Here is a 10428-nt window from a genome sequence, read left to right as displayed (position 1 = left end):
GCCAGCGGCGGCGGAGCGCCCTCGCACCAGGCCTACCGGGCCTGGGTGGACGAGGTCGCGGCGGGCCTGGCGGGCCGCCCGGCGGCCATCGTGCTGGAACCCGACGTGCTGCCCATCATGAGCAGCTGCCAGAGCGCGGACCAGCAGCGCGAGACCATGGCGTCGATGGCCTACGCGGGAAAGAAGCTCAAGGCCGGTTCGTCGCAGGCCAAGGTCTACTTCGACATCGGCCACTCGGCGTGGCTGACCCCGGCGCAGGCCAACGAGCGGCTGCGCGGCGCGGAGATCTTCACCAGCGGCGACGGCATCGCCACCAACGTGTCGAACTACCGCCGCAGCGCCGACGAGATCGCCTTCGCCAAGGCCGTGCTCAACGCGCTGGGCGACACCAGGCTCAAGGCGGTCATCGACACCAGCCGCAACGGCAACGGCCCGCTCGGCAGCGAGTGGTGCGACCCGCCCGGCCGGGCGATCGGCACGCCCAGCACCAAGAACACCGGGGACGCGCAGATCGAGGCGTTCCTGTGGGTCAAGCTGCCCGGCGAGGCGGACGGCTGCATCGCGGGCGCGGGGCAGTTCGTGCCCCAGCGCGCCTACGACATGGCCGTCGCCGCCGGGCCCCCCGCCACCACGACCACGACGAGCACCACCGCGTCCCCGCCCGGCGGGACCGGGTGCGCGGTGACGCACCGAGTGCTCAGCTCGTGGTCAGGCGGTTACTCCGGTGAGGTGGTGATCGAGAACTCGGGCCCGGCTGTCGAGAGCTGGACCCTGACGTTCTCGGCTCCCGGTGTGACCGTCACCCAGGGCTGGAACGGGACGTGGTCCGACACGGGTGACACCGTGCGGGTGCAGAACGCGTCCTGGAACGGCAGGCTCGCCACCGGTGGAACCGCGACCATCGGCTACAGCGCGAGCTACAGCGGAAGCACACCCCCGTTCGGCTCACCCGCTCTGAACGGGGCGGCCTGCGGCTGACGCCGTCGCTTCCAGCCCGCTCCCCTCCCGGTTGGCAGTCACCGGGAGGGGAGCCCTTTAATGACCGGGTGACACCCTGCCCCTGCGGCCGAGGCGAGCCGTACGACCGGTGCTGCGGCCGGTACCACTCCGGCGGGCTGAGCGCGCCCACCGCGGAGGCCCTGATGCGGTCGCGCTACAGCGCTTTCGCCCTCGGTGACGAGGACTACCTGCTGCGCACCTGGCACCGCGGCACCAGGCCGCGCTCGCTGGACCTCGACCCCGAGCAGCGCTGGACCGGGTTGGAGGTGCTGTCCACCACCGGCGGCGGGCTGCTGGCGAACGCGGGCTCGGTGCGGTTCCGCGCGCACTACCGGTGGCGGGGCGGGGACGGCGTGCTGCACGAGCACAGCCGGTTCGTCCGCGAAGACGGCCAGTGGTTCTACGTGGACGAGATCTGACCGCCACCAGTCCCCGGACCGGTGGCGGGCCTCATCGTCCGCGGACCGAGTCGAGCAGGTTGCGGGCCACCTGGCGCAGCTTGGTGTTGCGCTGCTGGGACTCGTGGGCCAGCCGCTGGAAGGCCTCGTCGGCGCTGATGCCGTGCGCGGCCATCAGCACGCCCTTGGCCTGGTCGATCTCCGCGCGCGAGACCAGGGCGCGCTGGAGGTTCTCGATCAGCTCGCGGGAGCGCTCGTAGCGGCGCGCGCCGGTGATCGCGGTGGAGGCGGCGGTGGTGAACAGCCGCAGCAGCGCCTCGTCGAACGGGTCGAACCCGCTCTCGGTCTCGCTGTAGAGGTTGAGCGAACCCAGCAGCTCATGCCCGTCGACGTCGACCACCAGCGGCGCCGACAGGTAGGCCAGCACCCCGGCGCGCCGCGCCGCGGCCGCGAACCGGGGCCAGCGGTCCATCGCCTCGGCGACCCTGACCCGCACCGGCGTCAACGTCCTGGCCGCCTCCAGGCAAGGCCCCTCACCCGCCGCGTACTGCTCGCGGTCGATGTCGACCACCTTGTCGTCGGTAGCCGCGGCGGTCTCCGCGGCATCCCCGCGCACCAGCGTGACGCTGACCGCGGCGGCGTCCGGGATGACCCGGACGGCCGAATCGGCGAGTTGCCTCAACACCTGTCTGAGGGGCTGCTCGTCGGCCAGCAGACCCGCGAGGTCTTCCAGCGCGCGGCTGGCCTCGTCGAGTTGCGCGGCGGGTATTTCGATGCTCACAGGCATTGTCTACACGTTGAGGGCGATAATCGCTGCCACCGGAAGGGAGGCGGCGTGCGCGTGCTGCTCGTCGAGGACGACGACGGGGTCGCCGGGGCTCTGGTGGAGGCGTTGCGGGCCAACGGCCACCACCCGCACCGGGTGCGCCGCGGGGCGGACGCGCTGCTGGCCCACCGCGACCACGACCTGGTGCTGCTCGACCTCGGTCTGCCCGACACCGACGGGCTCGAGGTGCTGCGCAAGATCCGCCGGGTGGCGCAGGTGCCGGTGCTGGTGCTGACCGCGCGCGGTGACGAGCGGTCCACCGTGCGCGGCCTGCGCCTGGGCGCGGACGACTACCTGGTCAAACCGGTGCGGCTGGGTGAGCTGCTGGCCAGGATGGACGCGGTGGCGCGGCGCAGCGCGGCCCGCTCCGGCGCCTCGGCCGGGGTGGTGCGGGTCGGCGACGTGGAGATCGACCTGGAGGGCAGGCGGGTCGTGGTGGGCGGCGCGGAGGTGGCGCTGACGAGCAAGGAGTTCGCCGTGCTGGCGGCGCTGGCCTGCCGCGCGGGCACCGCGGTGAGCAGGCAGCAGCTGATGGACGAGGTGTGGGGCGACGCCTACCTGGCGGTGTCGCGGTCGCTGGACGTGCACCTGGCGGGGCTGCGCGCCAAGCTGGGCAGGCCGGGGCTGGTGACCACCATCCGCGGCTTCGGCTACCGGCTGGGCGGCTGAATGCGCCGCAGGTTGCTGCTGGTGCTGCTGCTGTTCTCCGCCGCGGCGGTGGCGGCGTTCGCGGTGCCGCTGCTGTCGGCCACCGCGAACGAGCGCACCCAGCGGTTCGTGCTCAGCCGCACCGCCGACCTCGACCGGTTCGCCGCGCTGGCCCAGCAGGCCGAGGCGGGCGGCGACCGGGCCCCGCTGGTGGACGAGCTGACCGCGTACGCCTCGCTGTACGGCGAGCCGGTGGTCGTGGTCGACGCGCGGCGGCGGGCCGTGGCGCAGGCCGGGCTGAGCGTCGACGACCCCGGCGTGGCCCGCGCGCTGGACGCCGCGCTGCGCAACCAGCCCGCCGCTCAGGTGCCGACGGTGCTGCCCTGGTCGTCGGAGCGGGTGCTCTTCGCCCGGCCCGTGGGCACCGGCACGCGGGTGGTGGGCGCGGTGGTGCTGCGCGCGTCGGTGGACCGGGCGGCGGCGGACGTGGCGGGGCGCTGGTCGTGGGTGCTCGGCGGCGCGCTGGCGGCGGCGCTGGGCTCGGTGCTGCTGGTGCTGGCGGTGACCCGCTGGCTGCTGCGCCCGCTGGCCGAACTGGCCGAGGGCGTGCGCGCCGTCGCGGCAGGCCAGCGGCGCGCGCACGTGACCGGCAGCAGCGGTCCCCCCGAGGTGCGCGAGCTGTCCGAACAGTTCAACCGCATGTCCGACGCGGTGGGCGAGGCGGCCGACCAGCAGCGGCGGCTGATCGCCGACGCCTCGCACCAGCTGCGCAACCCGATGGCGGCGCTGCGGCTGCGGATGGACGCGCTCAGCGGGCGGGTCACCCCGGAGGGGGTGGCCGCATACACCGCCGGCGTGGCCGAGATCGAGCGCTTGGAGTCCATGCTCGACGGGCTGCTGGCGCTGGCCGTGGCGGAGAGCAAGGCGACCGAGGCGGCCGCGGGCGGGCGTGAGCCGGAGCTGGCCGACCTGGCCGCGGTGGCGGCCGACCGGGCGGACTTCTGGCAGGTGTCCCCGCCACCCGCGCCGCGGCTGCCGGTGCTGGTCCGCTGCCCGGAGTCGGACCTGGCCCAGGTGCTGGACGTGCTGCTGGACAACGCGCTGAAGCACGGCGGCGCGGCGCGGGTGGCGCTGGGCGCGGACCGGGCGGCGGGCACGGCGTGGGTCGAGGTGGCCGACGACGGTCCGGGGATGGGCGAGCGGGAGCTGGCGCTGGCGACCCGGCGGTTCTGGCGCGGCGACTCGGCGCGACCGGGCACCGGCCTGGGCCTGGCCATCGCCGACCAGCTGGTGCGCGCTCGCGGCGGCGCGCTGGAGCTGTCCTCCCCCGGCGGTCTGGTCGCGCGGGTCGTGCTGCCGCTGGAGCCGCCGCTGTGAACGCGGTGACCAGGAGGACGTTCCTGCTCGGGCTGCTGGCCAGCGGGTGCGCGGCGGGCGGCCCGGAGGGCGAGGTGGTGGTCGCGGCGGGTGAGCGGGGTGGGTTCTACTTCGACTTCGCCACCCTGCTGGCCGCGCAGTTGGAACCGGGCCTGCGCCCTCGGGTGCTGGCCACCAGGGGAAGCGTCGACAACCTGGGTGTGCTGGGCCGGGGCGAGGCGCACCTCGCGCTCACCCACGCCGACGCCGCCCACGCCGCCGACCCGGCCCTGGAGCTGCGCGCCATCGGCCGCGTCTACGAGAACTACCTGCAGTTCGTCGTCCGCTCCGACGACCCGGCGCGTTCGGTGCCGGACCTGGCCGGGCGGGTGGTGTCGCTGGGCGCGGAGGGCTCCGGTGCGGCGCTGATCGGCGACCGGGTCTTCGCGTCGCTGGGCCTGCACGGCTCCGCCCGCGTCGAGCACCTGCCGCTGGCCGAGGCCGCGGCGGCGCTGGCCCAGCGCCGCGTCGACGCCCTGCTGTGGTCCGGCGGCGTGCCGACGCCCGCGCTGGCGCGGCTCGACGGCATCCGCCTGCTGCCCATGGCCGAGCTGCTGCCCGGCCTGCGGGCCGCTCACGGTTCGGTGTACGAGCAGGTCAGCGTGCCCGCCGGGGTCTACGAGGCGACGCAGGAGGTGGCCACCGTGGGGGTGGCCAACCTGCTGGTGTGCCACGCCCGGCTGCCCGACGACCTGGTCGCCGCGATCACCCGCACCCTGCTGGACCGGGCCGCCGCCCTGGTGCCCGAGCAGGCGCTGGGCACCCAGTTCCTGGACGTCCGCAGCCTCATCGGCACCGTCGGCGTCCCCCTCCACCCCGGCGCCGCCACCACCTACCGCACCGTCCACGGCTGAGCGCCCGCAGGCGGTGGGGGGTGGCCGGGGGGCGGTGGGCCCCGGCCACCCCCGGTGTCAGGGGAGCCGTTGTCCCAGGACCAGCGCGCCCACGACGGAAGCCAGGCCGATCAGGGTGCCCAGCACCACCCACGGCCTGCTGGCGTCGGCCTGCTTCTTCTCGTAGCCGATCTGCTCGCCCAGCGTGTCGTAGACCCGCCGCAGCTCCTCGGCGCTGGCGGCCTTGAAGAACTCGCCGCCGGACAGCTTGGCGATCTCCTTCATGGAGTCGTCGTCCACCGGCACGTCCTGCTGCTTGCCCTCGATCTCCACCACGCCGTCCTCGGTGCCGAAGGAGATCGTGGAGATCGGGATGCCCGCCTTCTTGGCGTCCTCGGCCGCGTCGAACGCCTTGCGCGTGCCGACGGTCTCCTTGCCGTCGGTCATCAGCACGACCCGCGCGGGCGGCGGTCCGTCCGCGCCGCCCACCACCTTGCCGAACGAGTCGATCGCCGCCAGCGCGGCCACGATCGCGTCACCGGTGGCGGTGGACTGGGCCAGCTTGAGGCTGTCGATGCTCTGCGTCACCGCCGAGCGGTCGGTGGTGGGCGCGACCAGCACGGTCGCCGACCCGGCGAACGAGATCAGGCCCAGGTTGATGCCCGGCGTCAGGCCCTCGGCGAAGGACTTGGCGGCCACCTGCGCGGCCTCCAGCCGGGTCGGCTTGACGTCGGTGGCCTTCATCGACAGCGACACGTCCACCACCAGCATCACGGTGGCCCGGTTGCGCGGCACCTTCTGCTCCGCGGTCGGCCCGGCCAGCGCCACGGTCAGCAGGATGAACGCCACCAGCAGGAACGCCGCCGGCACGTGCCGGTACCAGCCCTGCCGCTTGGGCGCGACCCGGTCCAGCATCGCCAGGTTGGCGAACCGCAGCACCCGCTTGCGCAGCACCCGCTGGATCACCACGTAGAAGGCGGCGACCCCCGCCACGACCACCAGCAGCAGGAACCACCACGGCGCGGTGAACCCCGACAGGCTCATGCCACCCCTCCCGACCAACGCCGCTTGCGGGCCACGACGAAGCGCACCGTGTCGGCGATCCAGTCCGAGTCGGTGCGCAGCACCAGGTGGCCCGCCCCGGCCTGGCGCAGCCCCGCGGCCACCTCGGCGCGGTGCTCGGCCGCCGCGGCGGCGAACTCGCGCCGCAGCAGCGGGGAGGCGACGACCTCGCGCTGCCGCCCGGTCTCCGGGTCGGCGAGCACGACCGTGCCCACCTCGGGCAGGTCGATGTCACGCGGGTCGACCACCTCGATGGCCACCAGGTCGTGCCGCGCGGACAGCGCGCGCAGCGGACGCTGCCAGGTCAGCTCGCCCAGGAAGTCGGAGACGACCACGACCAGGCCGCGCCGCCGCGGTGGGCGGCGCAGCTGCTCGACCACGGCGGCCAGGTCGCCTCGGGTGCCCTCGGGCGCGCGCGGAGTCTCGGCCACCTTGCGGATCAGGCCGCGCGCGTGCGCCATGCCGCCGCGAGCGGGCACCCGCACCAGCTGCTCGCCGGTGGACACCAGCGCGCCGATGCGGTTGCCACCGCCTCGGGTCAGGTGCGCCACCGCCGCGGTGGCCGCGACCACCAGGTCGCGCTTCTCGCACACCGCGGTGCCGAAGTCCAGGCTGGGTGAGAGGTCCACGGCCAGCCACGTCTCCAGCTCGCGGTCGGCCACGGTCTCCCGGATGTGCGGCTCGGTGGTGCGGGCGGTGACCGCCCAGTCCATCCGCCGCACGTCGTCGCCGGGCTGGTAGGGCCGCGCCTCACCGGGCTCGGAGCCCGGTCCGGGCACCAGGCCCAGGTGGTTGCCCTGCAGCAGGCCGTCCAGCCTGCGCCGGACCTCCAGCTCCAGGGTGCGCAGCGCGGCCTCCAGGCGACCGCCGTGCAGCACCGGTGGGGCCCAGCTCGGGCGGGCGGACCCGGTCCGCGCGTCGGCGGGGTCGGACGTGGGCTGCGGCGCGGTCACGGCCTGCCCACGGGCTGCGGTGCGCCGGGCTGCGGCCGCGCGGAGACCTGCGGCAGCGGCACGGTCTGCAGCACGCGGGTGATGATGTGGTCCAGCGGCACGCCGTCGGCCAGCGCGTCGTAGGACAGCACCAGGCGGTGGCGCAGCACGTCGGGCACCACGTCCACGATGTCCTGCGGCAGCACGTAGTCGCGCCCGCGGACCAGGGCCAGCGCGCGCGAGGCGGCGATGATGCCCAGGCTGGCGCGCGGCGAGGCGCCGTAGGCGACCCAGCCCGCGACGTCGGTGAGCTGGTGCTCCTTGGGGGCGCGGGTGGCGATCACCAGCCGCACCACGTAGTCGACCAGCGCGTGGTGCACGAACACCCTGGAGGCCACGCCCTGCAGGCGGACCAGCTCGTCAGGGCTGAGCACCTGGTGCGGGACGGGCGCCTCGACGCCCATCCGGTAGACGATCTCCCGCTCCTCCTCGGCCGTGGGGTACTCGACCTGGATCTTGAACAGGAAGCGGTCGCGCTGGGCCTCGGGCAGCGGGTAGACGCCCTCGTTCTCGATCGGGTTCTGGGTGGCCAGCACCAGGAACGGGGTGGGCATCGGGAAGGTCTTGCCGCCGATGGACACGTGCCGCTCGGCCATGACCTCCAGCATCGCCGACTGCACCTTGGCGGGCGCGCGGTTGATCTCGTCGGCGAGCACGAAGTTGGCCACCACCGGCCCCAGCTCGACGTCGAAGCTCTCGGTGGCCTGCCGGTAGATGCGGGTGCCGAGGATGTCGGCGGGCACCAGGTCGGGCGTGAACTGCACGCGCGAGAACGAACCGCCCACCACGGTGGCGAACGTCTCCACGGCCAGTGTCTTGGCCACACCGGGCACGCCTTCCAGCAGCAGGTGCCCCTTGGCCAGCAGGCCGACGAGCATCCGCTCGACCAGCCGGTCCTGGCCGACGATCACCCGCTTGACCTCGAACACGGTGCGTTCGAGCAACTGGGCGTCACGAGCCGGCGTGTTGGGCGCCTCGGCGGCGGGCTCGGACAAAGGTCCTCCTCGACAGGGTTGTGCGACGGTGCCCAGTCTCCCCGGTCGCCGGTGTGGCTCATGTGAAGACCCCCGCCCGCCGCGGCGTGTCCAGGGTGGACGAGCGCCCCCGGCGCGGGCGGGCCGGAGCACGTGGTCACCTCGCGTGCTCGTCGAGGTCCTCGGGCGTGTCCACGTCACGCGCCTCGCCCGGCAGCGCGGGCACGAGCGCGGGGGCCAGCGGTCCGAGCACGGAGCGCATGGCGGCCCCGCGCGGGTCGGCGGGCAGCGCGGCGCGCAGGGCCTCCGTGCGCCACACCCCGGCGAGCCACTGCTCGCGGCCCGTCGCGTCCACCAGCACCGCGCCGCCGCCCCCGGCCGCCGCGCGCAGCCGGTCCACTGTGGACTCGGTGACGCCCGGCTGGTCGACCGCCAGCACGGCCACGAAGTCCTCGGCCACGTGCGCCAGCCCGGCGGCCAGGCCCGCCACCGGCCCCCCGCCCGGCGGGTCCTCGCGCGCCCAGGTGACCCCCGCGGCCTGGCGCGGCGGGCCGACCACGACCACCCGCGCCGCGCCGCGCACCGCGTCGAGGGCGTGGTCGAGCAGGGTGCGGCCCGCGACCAGGAGGGCGGACTTGTCGACCCCGCCCATCCTGCTGCCCCGACCACCGCTGAGCACCACCGCCGCCCACGTCATGCCGCTGTTGTAGCCGACCGCGCGCCCGGCGGCGCGCTCAGGCCGGGGCCACCGCGCCGCAGTGGGGCCACGCCGAGAAGTCGCGGTTGCGCTCCCACGTGCGGCGGGCCAGTGCGATGTTGCGCTCCGGGTCCAGCGCTTCCCTCGGGCTCGCGGAGTACTGCCGCAGCAGGCCGTCGGACAGCTGGAACACCCCCCAGTTGTTGCTGCCGTCGACGTTGGGCAGCACCCACAGCGGGTCGACCTGGGAGGCGCACCGGGCGACGCCGACGGCCCGGTCGGGCTCTTCGGGGAACACCTCGCGGATGCGCTCCTCGACCCGCACGGCGGGCCAGCTGCGCAGCTGCGCCTTCTTGGCGTAGAGGGCGCGCTTGGTGGCCGCGTCCGCCTCGCCGGTGGCGGGCAGCTCCGCCAGCACCTGGAAGCCGATGGTGCGCATCCGCGTGCGCGGCCCGAAGCTGCTGTCGATGGCCAGCTCGCCGCCCACCACCTGCAGGAGGGTCTGCAGCTCGTGGACGCAGTCGCCGTCGTGGCCGAGCTTGAGCACGTCGGGACAGCGGTCGGACAGCAGCAGCGGCACGGTCGGCGCGGCCTCCTGCCGGTGCCGGAGGTCGACCAGGACCAGGACCATCACGGCCACCAGGCCCAGCGCGGCGACCACGGCGAGCTTGAGCAGCGCCGGCCGCCGCGGTCCCGCCCCCGGTTCGGGCTCACTCGCGACGGGTTCCGCGACGGGTTCCGGGGCGGGTTCCGGGGCCTGCTCGACGAGGGGTTCGGCGCGGGACTCCCCCGCGCCCTCCCGGCGCAGTTCGGTGATCAACCACAGCCGGCGCAGCTCCGCCAGCTGCTCGCGGGTGGCCCGGCACGCGCGGGCGAAGCGGTCCACCACCGCGAAGTCGGCGGGCACCGACTCCCCCGTGCAGTACCGGTGCAGCGCCGAACCGCTGACCCCCACCCGGCGCGCGAGGTCCTGGTAGCTGCGCCCGGACCGCTCCTTCAGCTCCACGAGCCGCTCGGACAGCTCACCTGATCGGTGCTTCATGCCCCTCCCTCCGGCCGTTCCCTCCCCACCTCCACCCTGGCCGAGCCGCCGCCCGCGTTCACCGCAATCCCGCGCCCTGTCCCAGACCTCCTGCGTCATCGCAGGTCAGCGCGCTGGGACGTCCCACCGTCCCAGCGCCGTTGCCCGGCGGGACGAGCCGTCAGCAGAGTCCGACCGGTCCGATCCGCGAAAGGAAAACGATCATGTCCAGAACACTCACCGCACTCGCCGCGGCCACCCTGGTCACCCTGGGCGTCGCGGCTCCGGCCTCCGCGTCCGCCTCGGTGGACGCGCAGGCGCCCTACTACTGCAACGAGCGGGGGACGTGGGCCGAGGAGTCCTGGATCCCGGTCTACAACGTGCCGGGAACCTGGAGCGCCGCGTGCGTGCTGGACCGAGGCGCCCAGAGCAACGCGGTCCGAGCTCTGCAGGACTCTCTCAACTACTGCTACGGCCAGGGCCTGGCGGTCGACGGCGAGTTCGGCGCTCGCACCGAGGCGGCGCTGCGGGAGGTGCAGAAGATCATCGGCGTCCCGGCCGA

The 10428-nt window shown here is 74.7% G+C and carries 12 protein-coding genes; 6 read left to right on the top strand and 6 right to left on the bottom strand.

The annotated features are described in order from the left end of the window. Together IEZ00_RS22650 and IEZ00_RS22645 are read left to right on the top strand one after the other, a co-directional pair. Positions 1 to 978, top strand: a 978-nt coding sequence (locus IEZ00_RS22650) for a glycoside hydrolase family 6 protein (protein WP_189225312.1), incomplete at its 5' end; no start/stop codon positions are given. 68 nt (positions 979 to 1046) lie between these two features. Further along, positions 1047 to 1418, top strand: coding sequence for a YchJ family protein (locus tag IEZ00_RS22645; protein ID WP_189225311.1), 372 nt, complete (start codon positions 1047 to 1049; stop codon positions 1416 to 1418). A 31-nt stretch (positions 1419 to 1449) separates the two neighbouring features. On the opposite strand, the gene IEZ00_RS22640 is transcribed toward IEZ00_RS22645, so the two are convergent. Then, a complete protein-coding gene (locus IEZ00_RS22640) occupies positions 1450 to 2184 on the bottom strand; it encodes a GAF and ANTAR domain-containing protein (RefSeq protein WP_189225310.1) in 735 nt (244 codons plus the stop codon). Positions 2185 to 2232: 48 nt separating this feature from the next. Here IEZ00_RS22640 and IEZ00_RS22635 point away from each other — a divergent pair, with 48 nt between their 5' ends. From IEZ00_RS22635 to IEZ00_RS22625, 3 genes are read left to right on the top strand one after another with little or no spacing between them, the layout of a single operon-like run. Then, the gene (locus tag IEZ00_RS22635; RefSeq protein ID WP_189225309.1) at positions 2233 to 2892 is read left to right on the top strand and encodes a response regulator transcription factor; all 660 of its coding nucleotides are present in this window, start codon (positions 2233 to 2235) and stop codon (positions 2890 to 2892) included. After that, positions 2893 to 4248: a sensor histidine kinase gene (locus IEZ00_RS22630; protein ID WP_189225308.1), complete on the top strand. Its 1356-nt coding sequence runs from the start codon at positions 2893 to 2895 to the stop codon at positions 4246 to 4248. It abuts the gene before it with no gap. Further along, on the top strand, positions 4245 to 5141 hold the full coding sequence (locus IEZ00_RS22625; protein ID WP_372448482.1) for a TAXI family TRAP transporter solute-binding subunit: 897 nt from the start codon (positions 4245 to 4247) through the stop codon (positions 5139 to 5141). The genes IEZ00_RS22630 and IEZ00_RS22625 overlap by 4 nt, the downstream gene beginning before the upstream one ends. Before the next feature lie 57 nt (positions 5142 to 5198). On the opposite strand, the gene IEZ00_RS22620 is transcribed toward IEZ00_RS22625, so the two are convergent. From IEZ00_RS22620 to IEZ00_RS22600, 5 genes are all read right to left on the bottom strand, one after another. Then, complete coding sequence (locus IEZ00_RS22620; RefSeq protein ID WP_189225307.1) at positions 5199 to 6164, bottom strand: VWA domain-containing protein; 966 nt, start codon at positions 6162 to 6164, stop codon at positions 5199 to 5201. Continuing rightward, positions 6161 to 7135 (bottom strand): DUF58 domain-containing protein, encoded by a 975-nt coding sequence (locus IEZ00_RS22615; RefSeq protein ID WP_189225306.1) that lies wholly within the window; start codon positions 7133 to 7135, stop codon positions 6161 to 6163. Before IEZ00_RS22615 ends, IEZ00_RS22620 begins: the two co-directional genes overlap by 4 nt. Next, positions 7132 to 8169, bottom strand: a complete 1038-nt coding sequence (locus IEZ00_RS22610; RefSeq protein ID WP_189225305.1) for an AAA family ATPase — start codon at positions 8167 to 8169, stop codon at positions 7132 to 7134. Before IEZ00_RS22610 ends, IEZ00_RS22615 begins: the two co-directional genes overlap by 4 nt. 136 nt (positions 8170 to 8305) lie before the next feature. Continuing rightward, positions 8306 to 8845: a molybdenum cofactor guanylyltransferase gene (mobA, locus tag IEZ00_RS22605; protein ID WP_189225304.1), complete on the bottom strand. Its 540-nt coding sequence runs from the start codon at positions 8843 to 8845 to the stop codon at positions 8306 to 8308. 37 nt (positions 8846 to 8882) lie between these two features. Further along, complete coding sequence (locus tag IEZ00_RS22600) at positions 8883 to 9887, bottom strand: helix-turn-helix domain-containing protein (RefSeq protein ID WP_189225303.1); 1005 nt, start codon at positions 9885 to 9887, stop codon at positions 8883 to 8885. Between the two features lie 203 nt (positions 9888 to 10090). Here IEZ00_RS22600 and IEZ00_RS22595 point away from each other — a divergent pair. Continuing rightward, positions 10091 to 10428: peptidoglycan-binding domain-containing protein (locus IEZ00_RS22595; RefSeq protein WP_189225302.1), on the top strand; the 338-nt coding region annotated here is incomplete at its 3' end.

This window comes from Saccharothrix coeruleofusca (genome assembly GCF_014648515.1).
Classification (GTDB): domain Bacteria; phylum Actinomycetota; class Actinomycetes; order Mycobacteriales; family Pseudonocardiaceae; genus Actinosynnema; species Actinosynnema coeruleofuscum.
This window is presented reverse-complemented; position numbering and strand designations above follow the sequence as displayed.

Bases quoted from the DNA above. Each gene is read 5' to 3' on its own strand.
- mobA (WP_189225304.1), bottom strand. From the start codon at position 8,845: ATGACGTGGGCGGCGGTGGTGCTCAGCGGTGGTCGGGGCAGCAGGATG.
- IEZ00_RS22630 (WP_189225308.1), top strand. From the start codon at position 2,893: ATGCGCCGCAGGTTGCTGCTGGTGCTGCTGCTGTTCTCCGCCGCGGCG.
- IEZ00_RS22640 (WP_189225310.1), bottom strand. From the start codon at position 2,184: ATGCCTGTGAGCATCGAAATACCCGCCGCGCAACTCGACGAGGCCAGC.
- IEZ00_RS22600 (WP_189225303.1), bottom strand. From the start codon at position 9,887: ATGAAGCACCGATCAGGTGAGCTGTCCGAGCGGCTCGTGGAGCTGAAG.
- IEZ00_RS22620 (WP_189225307.1), bottom strand. From the start codon at position 6,164: ATGAGCCTGTCGGGGTTCACCGCGCCGTGGTGGTTCCTGCTGCTGGTG.